Source organism: Rhodovulum euryhalinum (genome assembly GCF_004342445.1).
GTDB classification, from domain to species: domain Bacteria; phylum Pseudomonadota; class Alphaproteobacteria; order Rhodobacterales; family Rhodobacteraceae; genus Rhodovulum; species Rhodovulum euryhalinum.
In genome coordinates this window covers 159051-174556 of sequence record NZ_SLWW01000008.1, presented here as the reverse complement: position 1 = coordinate 174556, position 15506 = coordinate 159051, and the positions used below count along the sequence as shown (strand labels likewise).

Below are 15506 nucleotides of genomic sequence, written 5' to 3'. Positions count from 1 at the left end.
GACCGGCGAGGCCCCCTTGACCGGCCGCTTTTTCCCCTCGCATCCCATGCGGTGCTTTGTTAGAACGGCTCGGATTTCAGGGGGCGGCCCTACGCGTCACGGGCTGCCCTTTAGGTTTTGGCGGGTGTGGCGGAACTGGCAGACGCACCAGATTTAGGTTCTGGCGCCGCAAGGCGTGGGGGTTCAAGTCCCTCCACCCGCACCAGGAACGGATGAAAAGGACGAGAAGATGCAGGTCACCGAGACCCTGAATGATGGCCTCAAGCGCGGTTACACGATCACCGTGACCGCCGCCGAGCTCGACGAAAAGGTTAACGAGAAACTTGCCGAGGCCCGGCCCCAGATCGAGATGAAGGGGTTCCGCAAGGGCAAGGTGCCGATGCCGCTGCTGAAGAAGCAGTTCGGCCCGCGCGTCATGGGCGAGGTGATGCAGGAAACCATCGACGGCGCGATGAATGCGCATTTCGAGGAGACCGGCCATCGCCCGGCGCTGCAACCCGAGGTCAAGATGGTGGGCGAGGATTGGAAAGAGGGCGACGATGTCGTGGTCGAGATGACCTACGAGTCGCTGCCCGAGATCCCCGCGCCCGATCTGAAGACGATCAAGCTGGAGAAGCTGGTGGTCAAGGCCGCCGACGCCGACATCGACGAGGCGCTGGGTAAGCTTGCCGGCACCGCGCAGACCTACGAGGATCGTCGCAAGGGCTCGAAGGCGAAGGACGGGGACCAGGTGGTCATCGACTTCGTCGGCAAGCTGGGCGATGAACCGTTCGAGGGCGGATCGGCCGAGGACTATCCGCTGGTGCTGGGCTCGGAGAGCTTCATACCCGGTTTCGAGGATCAACTGGTCGGCGCCAAGGCGGGTGACGAGGTGACGGTCACGGTCACCTTCCCCGAGAACTACGGCGCCGAAAAGCTGAAGGGCCAGGAGGCCACCTTTGACGTGACTGTGAAGGCCGTGAAGGCGCCGAAGCCCGCCGAGATCGACAACGAACTGGCCAAGCAGTTCGGTGCCGAAGATCTGGAGGCGCTGAAGAAGACGGTCGCTGAACGGCTGGAGGCGGAGTTCGGCGGCGCGGCGCGCGCGGTGATGAAGCGTGCGCTGCTGGATGTGCTGGACGAGATGACCGGATTTGATCTGCCGCCGAGCCTGGTCGAGGCCGAGGCGCGGCAGATCGCCCACCAGTTGTGGCACGAGGATCATCCCGAGGTGCATGGCCACGACCATGGCGCGATCGAGCCGACCGAAGAGCATCAGAAGCTTGCCGCCCGCCGGGTGAAGCTGGGGCTTCTGCTGGCCGAGATCGGCCGCAAGGCCGAGATCAGCGTGTCCGACAACGAGATGACCCAGGCGGTGCTGGCCCAGGCACGGCAATATCCGGGCCAGGAAAAGCAGTTCTTCGAATTCGTTCGTGGCAACCAGGCGCTGCAGCAGCAGATCCGCGCGCCGATCTTCGAGGACAAGGTGGTCGACTACATCTTCGAACTGGCCGAAGTGACCGAGAAGGAAGTCGAGAAGGCCGATCTTGAGAAAGCGGTCGAGAAGCTCGACGAGGAATGAGCGTGCCCCTTCCAGGGGTGACACAGGTTACGGGCCGTCCTTCGGGGCGGCCCTTTCCTTTCGGATCAGCGGTCCGGCACTAGGGGTCTTCACCTGGCCCATAGCTGATTGCCGCGCACGTGGCTGCGCGGAGCCGCTGAAGCAGTCGGAGCCAGGCAAAGGAAAGGGCCGCACCTTGGAAGGTGCGGCCCAATTGAAGCATGTTGCTTTGGTCCGAAACAGGCCTAGCGCGGCTGTTCCTCGCCCGAGCCCTGCGTCTCGGCGACGTCGGCGAGGGTGTCGTCGTCGTTGGCAGCCGAGCCGATATCGTCGAAGAGTTCGGAGATCTCGAATTCCGCGGCGGCCTCTTCCTCGGCGGCGAGTTCCTGAATCGACTTGCCGGACGCCTGGAGCACGGCCTCTTCGGCCGAGCGGGCGACGTTCACCTTGACCGTGACCTCGACCTCGGGGTGAAGCGATACGGTCACGTCGTGCAGGCCGAGCTCCTTGATCGGGCCGGTCAGGATGACCTGTTTGCGATCAACCGAGAAGCCGTCTGCGGTGGCGGCGTCGGCGACGTCACGGGTGGTGACCGAGCCGTAGAGCGCGCCGGCGTCGGAGGCCGAGCGAATCACCACGAACTGCTGGCCTTCGAGCTTGGCGGCGAGCGCCTCGGCCTCTTTCCTGGTCTCGAGGTTGCGCGCCTCGAGCTGGGCCTTGTCGGCATCGAAGCGCTTGATGTTCGCCTCGTTGGCGCGCAGCGCCTTGCCCTGGGGCAGCAGGTAGTTGCGGGCGTAGCCGTCCTTGACGTTCACGACCTCGCCCATCTGGCCGAGCTTGGCCACGCGTTCGAGAAGAATCACTTGCATGGGTTTCGCTCCTTACTTCACGGCGTAGGGCAGAAGCGCGAGGAAGCGGGCGCGTTTGATCGCGCGCGAAAGCTCACGCTGCTTCTTGGCCGAGACGGCTGTGATGCGCGAAGGCACGATCTTGCCCCGCTCGGAGATATAGCGCTGCAGCAGGCGCGTGTCCTTGTAGTCGATCTTGGGCGCGTTGTCGCCCGAGAAGGGACAGACCTTGCGGCGGCGGAAAAACGGTTTTGCGGCCATGGTTTGGGCTCCTCTTTGCAGGCGTTGGATCAGCGACGCTCGCGGCGGTCGCCGCGGTCGCCCCGGTCACCACGATCGCCCCGGTCACCGCGTTCGCCACGCTCTTCGCGCTTCTGCATCTGTGCCGACGGACCTTCTTCGTGGGCGTCGACCTTGACGGTCAGAACGCGCATCACGTCCTCGTGCAGGCGCATCAGGCGCTCCATCTCCTGCACGGCGGGCGCCGGCGCGTCGGTGCGCAGGTAGGCGTAGTGGCCCTTGCGGTTCTTGTTGATCTTGTAGGCCATCGTCTTGACGCCCCAGTACTCGTGGTCGACAAGCTTGCCGCCGTTATCCGCGAGGACGGTGCCGAAATGTTCGATGAGGCCCTCGGCCTGCGCGTTGGACAGGTCCTGACGCGCGATGAACACATGCTCGTAAAGCGGCATGGTCTCTCCAGTTCTGTTACGGGTGCGCTTCAAAGGGCGGGGTCGAGTGGTCTTCCGCATCCCGCCCACGAGAGGCCGCACCGATGACATCCGTCGCGGAAGACCTGCGCCTTATACAGAGACGCGCGTTCGATGCAAGCCCGCGTCTGCCCACGCGGGGCCCGCGCCATGCCGCTGCCCGGAAATCTGCCCCGGCCGGGCCTATTGCCGCCCCTTTCCCGGGCAAGGGTCTGCGGCGACCGCAACAAAGGAGAGGCGGCGGACATGACGGCCGACCGTGACATCCCGGGCGAGCGCCCGACCTTGCGCCGTGAGGTGGCCCGTGCAGAGGTGACCGAGACCGGGTGGGGATATGTGGTGGCCGCGGACGGGGCGTTTCACCGCAAGGCCGTCGTGATCGAACGGGGGGCATGGGCGGGCGCGTTTGCATGTTTCGCCTTGGCGGGCGTGCATTGGCTGGTGCCGCCGCTTTACCCGGTGCTGGGGCTTGGCGGGCAACTGGCGGTGAGCGGGGCGCTGGCGTTTGCCGGGCTTGGCCTGTCCTGGCTTGCGGACCGTGGGTTGCTGGAAGAGGTGCATGTGGATCTTGAGGTCCGTGCGCTGCGCTGCATGCGGAGCAACGCGCGGGGCGTGCTGCGCATCCTGCGCGAAGTCGGCTTTGACGAGATCGGCTCGGTCTTCGTGCTGCGGGCCGAAGGGGCTGGGCGGGCAGCCAGGCTGTTCGTCCGGGTCGGGACGGGCAACGACCTGATCGAGGTGACGCGCGGGCGCGAGGTGGCTCTCGGCGTGCTGCAGCAGCGGATGGCCAGCGATTTCCATGGATCCAGCCTGCGCAAGACATCCCCCGGACGCCGGGGCAAGCGCGGGCGCGGGCTTGCCCGACCGCTGTCGCACGCCGCCTGACGGAGTGCGCGACCGGTCGCCACCTGCCTGTTCCGGCGTCTTGTGAACCCCGGTCCGAGCCGGTAGACCCACCGGAAATCGGCGAGGGAGAAGTATGCACATGCATGCATTCGTGTTTCCGGGTCAGGGGGCGCAGACGATCGGGATGGGTCGCGCGCTGGCGGACGCCTGCCCGCAGGCCCGCGAGGTCTTTGAAGAGGTCGACGACGCGCTTGGCGAGAAGTTGTCGGCGCTGATCTGGGAGGGCGACCAGGACGAACTTACGCTGACCCGGAACGCCCAGCCTGCGTTGATGGCGACCTCGATGGCGGCGATGGCGGCGCTGGGGGCCGAGGGGGTCTCGGTGACATCGGCGGCCTTTGTCGCAGGCCATTCGTTGGGCGAATACTCGGCGCTGTGCGCGGCGGGTGCGATCAGCCTGGCCGACACGGCACGGCTGCTGCGGGCGCGCGGTGAGGCGATGCAGGCGGCGGTGGCCGTGGGCGAGGGGGCGATGGCGGCGATCCTGGGGCTTGACCTTGCCGCCGTGCAGGCGGTCGCGGCTGCTGTGGCTGAAGGGCAGATCGTTCAGGCCGCGAACGACAACGACCCGGCCCAGGTGGTGATATCGGGCCACAGGGCTGGGGTTGAGCGGGCGGTGGCGCTGGCGGCGGAGCGGGGCGCGAAGCGGGCGGTGATGCTGCCGGTCTCGGCGCCGTTCCATTGTGCGCTGATGGAGCCCGCGGCACGGGTGATGGCAGAGCGGCTGGCCGAGGTGACGATCGACGTGCCGCTGGTGCCAGTGGTGGCGAATGTCCGCGCCGAGGGTGTGACGGACCCCGCCGAGATCAGCGCGCTGCTGGTCCAGCAGGTGACCGGCATGGTTCGATGGCGCGAGTCGGTCGCGTGGATGGCCGGGCAGGGTGTCACTGATATCTGGGAAATCGGCGCGGGCAAGGCGCTGTCGGGTATGGTCCGGCGGATCGCCCGCGACGTCGCCACGCGCCAGGTCGGCACCCCCGAGGAGGTGACGGCGGCCGTGGACAGCATGAACTGAGGAGGGGGCTATGTTCGATCTGAGCGGAAAATGTGCGCTGGTGACCGGCGCATCGGGGGGGATCGGCGGCGAGATCGCGCGGGCGCTGCATGCGCAGGGCGCGACGGTGGGCCTGTCGGGCACGCGCGAGGCGCCGCTGCGGGCGCTGGCCGAGGCGTTGGGCGAGCGGGCCCATGTGCTGCCCTGCGACCTTTCGGATCCGGCGGCGGTCGATGCGTTGTCCAAGCAGGCGGCCGAGGCGATGGGCGGGCTCGACATCCTGGTGAACAACGCCGGGATCACCCGCGACACGCTGTTCATGCGGCTGAAGGACGAGGACTGGCAGGCGGTGATCGACGTCAACCTGACCGCTGCGATGCGGCTGTGCCGGGGCGCGATCCGGGGCATGATCAAGGCGCGCTGGGGCCGGATCGTCAACATCACCTCGGTGGTGGGCACGACGGGCAATCCGGGGCAGGCCAACTATTGCGCGGCCAAGGCGGGGCTGGTGGGCATGTCGAAATCGCTGGCCCAGGAGGTCGCGGCCCGCGGCATCACGGTGAACTGCGTTGCGCCGGGCTTCATCGAGACCGCGATGACCGAGAAGCTGACCGAGGAACAGAAGGCGGGCATTCTTGGTTCCGTGCCGATGGGGGCGATGGGAACGCCTGGCGACATCGCGGCGGCGGTGGTCTATCTGGCCAGCGCCGAGGCGGGTTACGTCACCGGTGCCACGCTGCATGTGAACGGCGGGATGGCGATGGTCTGAGGCGCGGCGGGGCCGCACCGGGGCCCCTGCTTCGGCCTGCGACGGGAAAGCGTTTGCCAACAACATGCGATGTGTTATAGGCGGCGCGAGTTCGTCGGGGGGTGTTCCCCGCGCTTGCGAGTGCCCCGCCTGCGCGGGGTCAGAGATGGCCCCTCGCGGCCAACGGCATAAAGACGGGCACGCTGCCTGAACAAATGTGAGGAACGGAAATGAGCGACATCGCGGATCGCGTTAAGAAGATCGTCGTCGAGCACCTGGGCGTCGAAGAGGACAAGGTGACCGAGAATGCCTCGTTCATCGACGATCTGGGCGCTGACTCCCTGGACACGGTCGAACTGGTCATGGCCTTCGAAGAGGAATTCGGGATCGAGATTCCGGACGACGCCGCCGAGACCATCCAGACCTTTGGCGACGCGGTGAAGTTCATCCAGGAAGCCGCCTGAGGCGATCTTCTGACCGGTTGCGGAACGGCGCCCCTAGGGGCGCCGTTTTTTTTGGGGTCGGCGCATGCGCAGCGGCCCGAGCGACTACGGGGGTGATGCGTCGCCCGGAAAGCGCCGGAATCCTGATCCTCGCCGCCGCCCCGGCTTGCCCATGGCGCCCAATGCGCGGTATCAGATCGCGAAATGGCCGAGGGCAAGAGCGAGGAGGGGCGGATGCGTCGAGTTGTGGTCACGGGCCTGGGTATGGTCACGCCGCTGGCCTGCGGGGTCGAGGAAACCTGGGCGCGGCTGATCGCCGGACAGTCGGGGGTGGGGCCGATCACGCGGTTCGATGCCTCGCGGGTTGCCACGACCTATGCTGCCGAACTGCGCTTGGGCGATGGCACGGACGGCACGTTCAATCCCGATGACTGGATGGAGCCCAAGGAGCGGCGCAAGGTCGACGACTTCATCCTCTACGGCATGGCGGCGGCCACCCAGGCAGTGAAGGATTCGGGCTGGGAGCCGAAGACCGACGCCGAGCGCGAGCGGACCGGCGTGATGATCGGGTCCGGCATCGGCGGGCTGTCGGCGATTGCGGATACCGCGGTGCTGATGCAGGAAAAGGGGCCGCGACGGGTTTCACCATTCTTCATCCCGTCGGCGCTGATCAACCTGGTTTCGGGGCAGGTGTCGATCCGCTTCGGGTTCAAGGGGCCTAACCATGCGGTGGTGACGGCCTGTTCCACGGGGGCACATGCCATCGGCGATGCCGCCCGCCTGATCCAGTGGGGCGATGCCGACGTGATGGTTGCAGGCGGTGCCGAGAGTCCGATCTCGGAGATCGGGATCGCGGGATTCAACGCCTGCAAGGCGCTGTCCACGAAACGCGGCAACGACCCGCAATCGGCATCGCGGCCGTGGGATGCGGACCGGGATGGCTTTGTCATGGGCGAGGGTGCGGGCGTCGTGATCCTGGAGGAATACGAGCACGCCAAGGCGCGGGGCGCAAAGATCTATGCCGAGGTGCTGGGCTATGGCATGTCGGGTGATGCCTATCACATTACCGCGCCGTCCGAGGATGGCGAGGGCGGATACAGGTCGATGGCCGCGGCGCTGAAGCGGGCGGGGCTGTCGCCTGCGGACGTGGACTACATCAACGCCCACGGCACCTCGACCATGGCCGACACGATCGAGTTGGGCGCGGTCGAACGCCTGCTGGGTGATGCGGCCGAGACGGCGACGATGTCGTCGACGAAGTCCTCGATCGGGCACCTTCTGGGCGCGGCGGGGGCGGTCGAGGCGATCTTCTGCATCCTTGCTTTGCGCGATCAGGTGGCGCCGCCCACGCTGAACCTCGACACGCCGCCCGAAGGCGCGCGGCTGGATCTGGCGCCGAAGGTCGCTCGCAAGCGCGAGATCGGAGTGGCGCTGTCGAACTCTTTCGGGTTCGGCGGTACGAACGCGTCGCTGGTGATGGGGCGTGGTGAGATCTGATGTGGCGCGCGGTCGCCTCGAATGCGCTGACGCTGTTCATCGTGCTGTTCCTTCTGGGGGGCGGCGTGCTGATCTGGGGGCAACGGCAATATTCCGCGCCCGGACCACTGGCCGAGCCGATCTGCCTGCGGGTCGAGGCCGGCTGGACAATGGGCCGGGTTTCGCGCGCGCTTGACGAGGAAGGGGCGATCTCGAGCCCGACGATCCTGCGTCTCGGGGCGCAGTACGCCGAGAAATCGAACCTTTTGAAGGCGGGCAGCTTCCTGATCCCGCCCGGGGCGTCGATGGAGGAGATCGTCGATGTGGTCACCCGCGGCGGGCGGTCGACCTGCGGGACAGAGTTGAATTTCCGGATCGGGGTGGTGAGCGCCGAGCTGCAACTGCGCGAGGTCGATCCCGCGACCGGGCGCTATGTCGAGGTGCTCGCCTTCGACCCGGCGGGCGAGGCGATCCCGGATGAATATTCCGAGTTGCGCGCCGCGCCGGATTTGCGGTTCCGGGTGACCCTGGCCGAGGGCGTCACCAGCTGGCAGGTGGTCGAGGAGTTGAAGGCCGCGGATTTCCTGGACGGCGAGGTGGCCGAACTGCCCGCCGAGGGGAGCCTTTCGCCCGACAGCTATGAGGTGAGCGTGGGCACCGGGCGGACGGCGTTGATCGCCGAAATGCAGTCACGCCAGGCGAGGATCCTGGACGAGCTTTGGGCGCGGCGGGCGGACGGGTTGCCTGTCGAGACGCCGGAAGAGGCGCTGGTGCTGGCCTCGATCGTCGAGAAGGAAACCGGCGTGCCCGATGAGCGGCGCCGGGTCGCCAGCGTTTTCGTGAACCGTCTGAGGCAGGGGATTCGGCTGCAGACCGATCCCACGGTGATCTACGGGCTGACCCAGGGCAAGGAACCGCTTGGCCGCGGTATTCGCCAGAGCGAACTGAGGCGCGAGACGCCGTGGAACACCTATGTGATCGACGGGCTGCCACCCACCCCGATCGCCAATCCCGGACGTGCCTCGATCGAGGCGGCCCTGAACCCGGACGACACGGATTTCCTGTTCTTCGTGGCAGATGGCACCGGCGGGCATGCCTTTGCCAGGACGCTGACCGAGCACAACGAGAACGTCGCGCGCTGGCGCGAGATCGAGGCGGAGAGGCAGGATCAGGCGCAGTAGTGTTCCATTAACTATTTGGTAACAATAAACTTCTTGACTCTGCGCGCGGTCTCGCATATACCTTCAGGCAAGCTGGAATACATGGGTCGGCGGCCCGGGGACACTCCCCGAGGCCGCTTTTTCGTGTCTTCACCTGCGACGGGGGGCCGGCAGGACAAGCGAACAAGGACAGCATGGGAACGATATCGGCCCCGCAAGCGGGCGAGACGGCTGCCCGGGCGGTGCTTGTGGAAGCCGAGGAACACTATCGGCGCACAATTCGCGCCTTGAACGAAATCATCGAAGAAGTCGAGGCCGGCAAGACCGAGCGCGCGCGCTCGCTTCGCGGGGCTTTGACGGATCTCGGCAAGGCGGTGCAAACCGCATTCGGCGAAAGGTCACGAGTTGAAAAGCTTCTCCGAGATGAAGCGGGCATCGCCAGCGACTACGCACTCGACCTCGATGAGGCACGCCTTGAGGTCGGGCGCCGACTGGATCGCATGCGCACCACGCGAGGAGCAGACGGCCTTCCTGAACAGCCTGGATGACGGGGCGCTCATGGCGCTGCCGTTCCTGTTCGAGTTCTGGGCGTTGCCGCATCAGTTGCCGCCTGACGGGGACTGGCGTGCGTGGGTGATCCTGGGTGGTCGCGGCGCGGGAAAGACGCGGGCGGGCGCGGAATGGGTCCGGTCCGAGGTCGAGGGGCCGCGGCCGCTTGATCCGGGCCGGTCGCGGCGGGTGGCGCTGGTGGGCGAGACGGTGGATCAGGTCCGCGAGGTGATGGTCTTTGGCGACAGCGGCCTCATGTCCTGTTCGCCGCCGGACCGCCGCCCGCGCTGGGAGGCGTCGCGGCGGCGGCTGGTCTGGCCGAACGGGGCGGTCGCGCAGGTCTTTTCCGCGCACGATCCCGAGGGTCTGCGGGGCCCGCAATTCGATGCGGCCTGGGCCGACGAACTGGCCAAATGGAAGAAGGCGGAAGAAACCTGGGACATGCTGCAATTCGGGTTGAGGCTTGGGCCGTCGCCCCGGCAGTGTATCACGACGACGCCGCGCAATGTGGGCGTCCTGCGGTCGATCCTGGCAAATCCGACGACGGCGGTGACACATGCACCGACCGAGGCGAACCGGGCGAACCTGGCCGCGTCGTTTCTGGAGGCGGTGCGCGCGCGGTATTCGGGTACGCGGCTTGGCCGGCAGGAACTGGACGGGGTGCTGCTCGAGGAATCCGAGGGGGCGCTCTGGACGCTCGCGGGGATCGAGGCGGCACGGATCGACACGGCCCCGCCGCTTGACCGGATCGTGGTCGCGGTCGATCCGCCGATCACCGGGCATGGCGGGTCCGACGAATGTGGGATCGTGGTCGTGGGCGCACGGACCCAGGGGCCGCCGCAGGACTGGAGTGCGGTGGTGCTGGAGGATGCGAGCCTGACGGGCGTTGCGCCTACGGTCTGGGCGCAGGCGGCGATCGACGCGATGGAGCGGTTCGGTGCCGACCGCCTGGTGGCCGAGGTCAACCAGGGTGGCGATCTGGTCGAGACGGTGATCCGCCAGCTTGATCCGCTGATCCCGTTCCGGGCGGTACATGCCTCGCGCGGCAAGGCGGCGCGCGCCGAGCCGGTGGCGGCGCTTTACGAGCAGGGGCGGATCAAGCACCTGCGCGGGCTCGCCCTGCTTGAGGATCAGATGTGCCGGATGACCTCGCGCGGGTTCGATGGGCGCGGCAGTCCCGACCGGCTGGACGCGCTTGTCTGGGCAATCCACGAACTGATGATCGCCCCGGCTGCGCATTGGCGGCGACCCCGGGTGCGCAGCCTTTAAAGACGACCGCCGCCGCAATGCGGCCCTGAAGAGACGACGAGGCCCGGATCCCGGCACTGCCGGGGCCCGGGCCTTTCCTTTGGGCCCCTGGATGGGCGGCGACAGCGAAACCGGAGGAGCTTTGCCCATGAAACTCAACATCTTCCGCCGTGCCGAGGCGCGGGTGCCGGAAGCCAAGGCCTCGGCCACCGGACCGGTGATCGCCTGGGCGGGATCGGGGCGCGTGGCCTGGAGCCCGCGCGATACCGTCTCGCTGATCCGGAACGGCTTTGTCGGCAATCCGGTCGGATTTCGCGCGGTCAAGCTGATCGCCGAGGCGGCTGCGGCCCTGCCATTGGTCTGCCGGGACGCCGAACGGCGCTATGAAACCCACCCGTTGCTTGAGCTGATCGGCCGACCGAACCCGGCACAGGGACGGGCCGAGTTGTTCGAGACCCTTTACGGCCAGCTTCTGCTGTCGGGAAACGCCTATCTCGAGGCGGTTGGTGGCGAGGAGGGGATGCCCTTCGAGTTGCACGTGCTGCGATCGGACCGGATGCATCTGGTGCCCGGGCGCGACGGCTGGCCGGTCGCCTATGATTACGCCGTGGGGGGGCGAAAGCACCGGTTCGACATGACGGTGGCCGCGCCCCCGATCTGCCACATCAAGAGCTTTCATCCGCAGGACGACCATTACGGCCTGTCCCCGATGCAGGCGGCGGCGACGGCGATCGACGTGCACAATTCGGCCTCGCGCTGGTCGAAGGCGCTGCTGGACAACGCCGCGCGGCCTTCGGGCGCGATCATCTACCGGGGTTCGGACAGCAGCCAGACGTTGAGCGACGAGCAATATGCGCGGCTTCAGGACGAGATGCTGGCCTATCACCAGGGCGCGGCCAATGCAGGACGTCCGATGCTGCTGGAGGGGGGGCTTGACTGGAAGCCGATGGGATTTTCACCCTCGGACATGGAGTTTCACCGCACCAAGGAGGCTGCGTCCCGTGAGATCGCGACGGCCTTCGGGGTGCCGCCGATGATGCTGGGGATCCCCGGAGACGCCACCTATGCCAACTACCAGGAGGCCAACCGCGCCTTCTACCGGCTGACGGTGGTGCCGCTTGTGGCAAAGGTCGCGGGGACCGTGGCCGACTTCCTGTCACGTTTCTCGGGCGAGCCCGTGCAGCTTCGCCCCGATCTTGACCAGGTGCCGGCGCTGGCCGCCGAGCGTGACACCCAGTGGAAGCGCATCTCCGAGGCCGATTTCCTGACCGAGGACGAAAAGCGTGCCCTCCTTGGCCTGCCGAAGCGGCCGGAGGGGTCATGAAACCCCCGACCGAACGGTCGGGCTCCCGGTTTCTCTATGCGCCCTTCGAGGTGGCGAATGCACGGATCGACGCCAACGAGCGGGTCTGGGAGGAGCGCTGGACGGCGCTCGAATTCCGGCTGGTGCGGATCGAGACCGCACTCGAACGGCTGGAAAGAAGGATGTGGCTGACCGTCTACGGCGTGGTCGCGGTGATCTTGACCGAAGGTGTGGCCTCGCTGGTGACGGCCGTGCCGTGAAAGGAGTTCGCATGATCGGATATGACACGCAAACCGGGCTGGAGCGGAAGTTCTGCCCGCCGGACGCGCCGCTTGCCCTGGGCGAGGGCGCGATGATTGAGGGATATGCCTCGCTCTTTGGCGCGACCGACCAGGGCGGTGACGTGGTGCAGGCGGGGGCCTATGGCGCCTGCCTCAAGCGGATGGCGGCCGAAGGGCGGCGGGTCAAGATGCTGTGGCAGCACGACCCCGAGCAGCCCATCGGCATCTGGGACGAGGTCCGGGAGGACGGGCGCGGCCTTTACGTCAAGGGGCGGCTTCTGACCGAGGTTGCGCGGGGACGCGAGGCCGCCGCGCTGGTTTCGGCGGGGGCGCTGGACGGGTTGTCGATCGGCTATCGCACCAAGCGGGCCGAACGGGATGCAAGCGGGCGACGGCTTCTTTCGGAGCTCGAGCTTTGGGAGGTTTCGCTGGTGACCTTCCCGATGCTTGCCGATGCGCGGGTGGGTGCCAAGGCGGAGGACACCGCCGAGGCGCTCCTGCGCGATCTGGCGGAGGCCTTCTCGGGCGCCCGCCGCGTGTTGGCCGAGGGCTGATCGCCACAGGCCGCAAGGACCGATCTCAACAAGGACGAGCGTGATGACCGAGACCGAGACCAAGTCCGGCGGGAGCCAAGCCCCGGCGGCGGAAGTAAAGCAGGCGCTGAACTCTTTCCTTTACGATTTCAGGGAGTTCCAGGCCGACGTGAAATCCAGGCTGCAACAACAGGAAGAGCGACTGACCATGCTGGACCGGAAATCCCAAATGACCGCTTCTGCCGCCGGGCGCCCCGCGCTGTCGCGCGCCGCCGATCTCGACGCGCCGCACAAGAAGGCTTTTGCCTCGTATCTGCGCAACGGCGACGACGACGGCCTGCGGGGTCTGGAACTTGAGGGCAAGGCGCTTGGCGCCTCGGTCGCGGCCGAGGGCGGTTATCTCGTCGATCCGGAAACCTCTGAGGCAATCAAGTCTGTGCTGAGGTCGACCGCCTCGATCCGAACGATCGCGCAGGTGGTCACCGTGGAGTCGTCGTCCTTCGACGTGCTGGTGGACCATTCGGACATCGGTTCGGGTTGGGCGACCGAGACCGCGCATCAGGTCGAGACCGATACGCCACTGATCGAACGGGTCTCGATCCCGCTGCACGAACTTTCGGCCATGCCCAAGGCCAGCCAACGCCTGCTGGATGATTCTGCCTTCGACATCGAGGGCTGGCTGGCCGCGCGGATCGCCGACAAGTTCGCCCGTGCGGAGGCGGCAGCCTTCATCAACGGGGACGGTATCGACAAGCCGAAGGGGTTCCTGTCGCATCCCCTCGTGCCCGAGGGCGCCTGGGCCTGGGGCAGTCTCGGCTATGTCGCGACGGGCATGGATGGTGATTTCGACGCGGTGTCGCCGTCCGACGCGATCCTCGACCTCGTCTATTCTCTGGGCGCTGAATACCGTTCCGGCGCGGCCTTCGTGATGAACTCTCGGACCGCGGGTGCGGTGCGCAAGATGAAGGATGCCGATGGCCGTTTCCTGTGGTCGGATGGGCTGTCGGCGGGCGAACCTGCGCGGCTTCTGGGCTATGCGGTGCTGATTGCCGAGGACATGCCCGACATCGCCTCGGGCACCGTGGCGATCGCCTTCGGCAACTTCCAGGCCGGCTATACCATTGCCGAGCGGCCCGACCTTCGTGTGCTGCGCGACCCGTTCTCGGCCAAGCCGCATGTGCTGTTCTACGCCACCAAGCGCGTGGGTGGCGATGTGAGCGACTTTGCTGCGATCAAGCTGCTGAGATTCTCGGCCGCGTGAGGCCCTGATCGAAACGGCGCTCCCGGGTGATCCGGGAGTGTCCGGGCGCGCGCCGGGGCTCATCCGGTCTGTCCAGCTGTTCCCTCCGTCGGGATGGACCGGACCGGCGCGCGCCAGCACTCAGCGGGGGGCTAGCGGAGAGACGACACGATGATGCTGATCGAGCAGACGACGCTGCCCGCCGCGGCGCTGCCACTGGAGCGGTTCAAGGCACATCTGCGCCTTGGGACGGGGTTCACCGACGACGGGGCAGAAGATGCATTGCTGGAAGCATTCCTTCGGGCGGCGATTGCAGCGATCGAGGGACGAACGGCCAAGGTGCTTTTGGCACGAAGCTTCACATGGGTGGTGAGCGGCTGGCGCGAGGGCATGCGCGAGGCGCTGCCGCTTGCCCCGGTCACCCGCATCGCGGAATTGAGGCTGCTCGACCGGCACGGCACGGTCTGTGTCTGCGAGTCCGGCACCTACCGGCTGGAACGCGACATCAACTATCCGCGCCTCGCGGCGGCCGGGATGCTGTTGCCGACGATCCCGCCGGGCGGGTCGGCCGAGATCGACTTCGACGCGGGCTTTGGTCCGGACTGGAACAGCGTGCCCCCCGATCTTTGCCAGGCTGTGTTCCTGCTGGCCGCGCATTTCCACGAGAACCGGCATGCCGCTGGCACGGGTGACTTCCATATGCCGTTCGGCGTGTTGGCGCTTACCGATCGCTGGCGGCGGCTCAGGCTGACAGCGGGGGGCGAGGCATGAGACGTACTCCTGTCCTGAACCGCCGTCTGGTGCTGGAGGCGACGGAGCGGGTGCCGGACGGCGCGGGCGGGTTCGTCGAGACCTGGGGCGCGTTGGGTGTGCTCTGGGCGCAGATCACGCCCCGCACCGGCGGTGAACGCGCCGGCGAAGAGCTGACGTTGTCACGCGTGCCCTACACCATCGTGGTGCGCGGCGCCCCCCCGGGGGCGGCGCGGCGGCCCGAGCCTGGCGAGCGCTTTCGCGAGGGCCCCAGGGTCTTCAATATCCGCGCTGTCACCGAAGCCGACCGGCACGGCCAGTACCTCACCTGCTTTGCGGACGAGGAGATCCCGGCATGAGCTATGGCGCGGCGGCCGCCCTGCAGGCGGCGATCTACCAGCGACTCGCAGGCGATGCGGCACTTGCGTCGCTGGTGGGCAGCGCGATCTATGACGTGGTGCCCGCGGGCGAGTTGCCCCCGACATATGTCAGTCTCGGCCCTGAAGAAGCGCGCGATGCCTCGGACAAGACTGGCGAGGGGGCGCTGCACTACCTGACGATCTCGGTGGTGACTGTCGCGGCGGGCTTTGCCCAGGCCAAGACGGCGGCGGGCGCGATCTCGGATGCGCTGGTCGGCGCGTCGCTGACGCTGTCGCGCGGGCGCTTGGTGGGCCTGTGGTTCGATCGCGCCCGCGCCCGCCGGGTAGGCACCAAGGACGAGCGCCGGATCGATCTGCGCTTTGCCGCCCGGGTCGAGGACGACTGAACACCTAATCTGGA

At 67.2% G+C, this 15506-nt stretch carries 19 protein-coding genes and 1 tRNA gene; 17 read left to right on the top strand and 3 right to left on the bottom strand.

The genetic code is table 11. The features are described from left to right. Window positions 1-120: 120 nt before the first annotated feature. Both EV655_RS11475 and tig read left to right on the top strand, forming a co-directional pair. A tRNA-Leu gene (locus tag EV655_RS11475) sits at window positions 121-205 on the top strand. A 24-nt stretch (window positions 206-229) separates the two neighbouring features. After that, entirely contained in the window at window positions 230-1561 is a 1332-nt protein-coding gene (gene tig / locus EV655_RS11470; protein WP_132544945.1) for a trigger factor, read from the top strand. A gap of 224 nt (window positions 1562-1785) precedes the next feature. Here tig and rplI read toward each other — a convergent pair whose 3' ends face one another. Genes rplI through rpsF form a run of 3 tightly spaced genes read right to left on the bottom strand, consistent with a single transcriptional unit; the run spans window position 1786 to window position 3077 of the window. After that, entirely contained in the window at window positions 1786-2409 is a 624-nt protein-coding gene (rplI, locus tag EV655_RS11465) for a 50S ribosomal protein L9 (RefSeq protein WP_132544943.1), read from the bottom strand. Between the two features lie 12 nt (window positions 2410-2421). Further along, window positions 2422-2649 (bottom strand): 30S ribosomal protein S18, encoded by a 228-nt coding sequence (rpsR, locus tag EV655_RS11460; RefSeq protein ID WP_068246410.1) that lies wholly within the window; start codon window positions 2647-2649, stop codon window positions 2422-2424. A gap of 29 nt (window positions 2650-2678) precedes the next feature. Beyond that, window positions 2679-3077, bottom strand: coding sequence for a 30S ribosomal protein S6 (gene rpsF / locus EV655_RS11455; RefSeq protein ID WP_132544941.1), 399 nt, complete (start codon window positions 3075-3077; stop codon window positions 2679-2681). A 264-nt stretch (window positions 3078-3341) separates the two neighbouring features. On the opposite strand from rpsF, the gene EV655_RS11450 reads away from it, so the two are divergent. The 15 genes from EV655_RS11450 to EV655_RS11380 all read left to right on the top strand — a co-directional run bounded on the left by EV655_RS11450 (window position 3342) and on the right by EV655_RS11380 (window position 15492). Further along, window positions 3342-3980, top strand: coding sequence for a hypothetical protein (locus EV655_RS11450; RefSeq protein WP_132544939.1), 639 nt, complete (start codon window positions 3342-3344; stop codon window positions 3978-3980). A gap of 100 nt (window positions 3981-4080) precedes the next feature. Then, window positions 4081-5016, top strand: coding sequence for an ACP S-malonyltransferase (gene fabD / locus EV655_RS11445; RefSeq protein WP_132544937.1), 936 nt, complete (start codon window positions 4081-4083; stop codon window positions 5014-5016). Between the two features lie 10 nt (window positions 5017-5026). Further along, window positions 5027-5764, top strand: coding sequence for a 3-oxoacyl-[acyl-carrier-protein] reductase (fabG, locus tag EV655_RS11440; protein ID WP_132544935.1), 738 nt, complete (start codon window positions 5027-5029; stop codon window positions 5762-5764). A 209-nt stretch (window positions 5765-5973) separates the two neighbouring features. Next, window positions 5974-6207: an acyl carrier protein gene (locus tag EV655_RS11435; RefSeq protein ID WP_132544933.1), complete on the top strand. Its 234-nt coding sequence runs from the start codon at window positions 5974-5976 to the stop codon at window positions 6205-6207. 213 nt (window positions 6208-6420) lie between these two features. Then, entirely contained in the window at window positions 6421-7683 is a 1263-nt protein-coding gene (gene fabF, locus EV655_RS11430) for a beta-ketoacyl-ACP synthase II (RefSeq protein ID WP_132544931.1), read from the top strand. Beyond that, window positions 7683-8843: an endolytic transglycosylase MltG gene (gene mltG / locus EV655_RS11425; RefSeq protein ID WP_132544929.1), complete on the top strand. Its 1161-nt coding sequence runs from the start codon at window positions 7683-7685 to the stop codon at window positions 8841-8843. The genes fabF and mltG overlap by 1 nt, the downstream gene beginning before the upstream one ends. A 173-nt stretch (window positions 8844-9016) precedes the next feature. Further along, window positions 9017-9370, top strand: a complete 354-nt coding sequence (locus EV655_RS11420) for a hypothetical protein (protein WP_132544927.1) — start codon at window positions 9017-9019, stop codon at window positions 9368-9370. Beyond that, complete coding sequence (locus EV655_RS11415; protein WP_132544925.1) at window positions 9285-10640, top strand: terminase large subunit domain-containing protein; 1356 nt, start codon at window positions 9285-9287, stop codon at window positions 10638-10640. The genes EV655_RS11420 and EV655_RS11415 overlap by 86 nt, the downstream gene beginning before the upstream one ends. A 127-nt stretch (window positions 10641-10767) precedes the next feature. Further along, window positions 10768-11943: a phage portal protein gene (locus EV655_RS11410; protein ID WP_132544923.1), complete on the top strand. Its 1176-nt coding sequence runs from the start codon at window positions 10768-10770 to the stop codon at window positions 11941-11943. Beyond that, window positions 11940-12182, top strand: coding sequence for a GTA head formation protein, RCAP_rcc01685 family (locus tag EV655_RS11405; protein WP_132544921.1), 243 nt, complete (start codon window positions 11940-11942; stop codon window positions 12180-12182). The genes EV655_RS11410 and EV655_RS11405 overlap by 4 nt, the downstream gene beginning before the upstream one ends. Window positions 12183-12193: 11 nt before the next feature. Beyond that, the gene (locus tag EV655_RS11400; RefSeq protein ID WP_132544919.1) at window positions 12194-12757 is read left to right on the top strand and encodes an HK97 family phage prohead protease; all 564 of its coding nucleotides are present in this window, start codon (window positions 12194-12196) and stop codon (window positions 12755-12757) included. Between the two features lie 43 nt (window positions 12758-12800). Next, window positions 12801-13997 (top strand): phage major capsid protein, encoded by a 1197-nt coding sequence (locus tag EV655_RS11395; protein WP_132544917.1) that lies wholly within the window; start codon window positions 12801-12803, stop codon window positions 13995-13997. A 150-nt stretch (window positions 13998-14147) separates the two neighbouring features. Then, window positions 14148-14747 carry a head-tail connector protein gene (locus tag EV655_RS11390; protein ID WP_132544915.1) on the top strand — a complete coding sequence of 200 codons (600 nt, stop codon included), beginning with the start codon at window positions 14148-14150 and terminating at the stop codon, window positions 14745-14747. Continuing rightward, on the top strand, window positions 14744-15085 hold the full coding sequence (locus EV655_RS11385; protein WP_132544913.1) for a head-tail adaptor protein: 342 nt from the start codon (window positions 14744-14746) through the stop codon (window positions 15083-15085). The genes EV655_RS11390 and EV655_RS11385 overlap by 4 nt, the downstream gene beginning before the upstream one ends. Beyond that, a complete protein-coding gene (locus EV655_RS11380; RefSeq protein WP_132544911.1) occupies window positions 15082-15492 on the top strand; it encodes a DUF3168 domain-containing protein in 411 nt (136 codons plus the stop codon). Before EV655_RS11385 ends, EV655_RS11380 begins: the two co-directional genes overlap by 4 nt. Window positions 15493-15506: the final 14 nt, after the last annotated feature.

What these genes read in the sequence shown, in the direction of transcription:
- rpsR (WP_068246410.1), bottom strand. Translation starts at nt 2,649, where the DNA reads ATGGCCGCAAAACCGTTTTTCCGCCGCCGCAAGGTCTGTCCCTTCTCG.
- mltG (WP_132544929.1), top strand. Translation starts at nt 7,683, where the DNA reads ATGTGGCGCGCGGTCGCCTCGAATGCGCTGACGCTGTTCATCGTGCTG.
- EV655_RS11380 (WP_132544911.1), top strand. Translation starts at nt 15,082, where the DNA reads ATGAGCTATGGCGCGGCGGCCGCCCTGCAGGCGGCGATCTACCAGCGA.
- EV655_RS11390 (WP_132544915.1), top strand. Translation starts at nt 14,148, where the DNA reads ATGATGCTGATCGAGCAGACGACGCTGCCCGCCGCGGCGCTGCCACTG.
- fabD (WP_132544937.1), top strand. Translation starts at nt 4,081, where the DNA reads ATGCATGCATTCGTGTTTCCGGGTCAGGGGGCGCAGACGATCGGGATG.
- fabF (WP_132544931.1), top strand. Translation starts at nt 6,421, where the DNA reads ATGCGTCGAGTTGTGGTCACGGGCCTGGGTATGGTCACGCCGCTGGCC.
- EV655_RS11415 (WP_132544925.1), top strand. Translation starts at nt 9,285, where the DNA reads ATGAGGCACGCCTTGAGGTCGGGCGCCGACTGGATCGCATGCGCACCA.
- rplI (WP_132544943.1), bottom strand. Translation starts at nt 2,409, where the DNA reads ATGCAAGTGATTCTTCTCGAACGCGTGGCCAAGCTCGGCCAGATGGGC.
- rpsF (WP_132544941.1), bottom strand. Translation starts at nt 3,077, where the DNA reads ATGCCGCTTTACGAGCATGTGTTCATCGCGCGTCAGGACCTGTCCAAC.
- EV655_RS11410 (WP_132544923.1), top strand. Translation starts at nt 10,768, where the DNA reads ATGAAACTCAACATCTTCCGCCGTGCCGAGGCGCGGGTGCCGGAAGCC.
- tig (WP_132544945.1), top strand. Translation starts at nt 230, where the DNA reads ATGCAGGTCACCGAGACCCTGAATGATGGCCTCAAGCGCGGTTACACG.
- EV655_RS11400 (WP_132544919.1), top strand. Translation starts at nt 12,194, where the DNA reads ATGATCGGATATGACACGCAAACCGGGCTGGAGCGGAAGTTCTGCCCG.
- fabG (WP_132544935.1), top strand. Translation starts at nt 5,027, where the DNA reads ATGTTCGATCTGAGCGGAAAATGTGCGCTGGTGACCGGCGCATCGGGG.
- EV655_RS11405 (WP_132544921.1), top strand. Translation starts at nt 11,940, where the DNA reads ATGAAACCCCCGACCGAACGGTCGGGCTCCCGGTTTCTCTATGCGCCC.
- EV655_RS11435 (WP_132544933.1), top strand. Translation starts at nt 5,974, where the DNA reads ATGAGCGACATCGCGGATCGCGTTAAGAAGATCGTCGTCGAGCACCTG.
- EV655_RS11450 (WP_132544939.1), top strand. Translation starts at nt 3,342, where the DNA reads ATGACGGCCGACCGTGACATCCCGGGCGAGCGCCCGACCTTGCGCCGT.
- EV655_RS11385 (WP_132544913.1), top strand. Translation starts at nt 14,744, where the DNA reads ATGAGACGTACTCCTGTCCTGAACCGCCGTCTGGTGCTGGAGGCGACG.
- EV655_RS11420 (WP_132544927.1), top strand. Translation starts at nt 9,017, where the DNA reads ATGGGAACGATATCGGCCCCGCAAGCGGGCGAGACGGCTGCCCGGGCG.
- EV655_RS11395 (WP_132544917.1), top strand. Translation starts at nt 12,801, where the DNA reads ATGACCGAGACCGAGACCAAGTCCGGCGGGAGCCAAGCCCCGGCGGCG.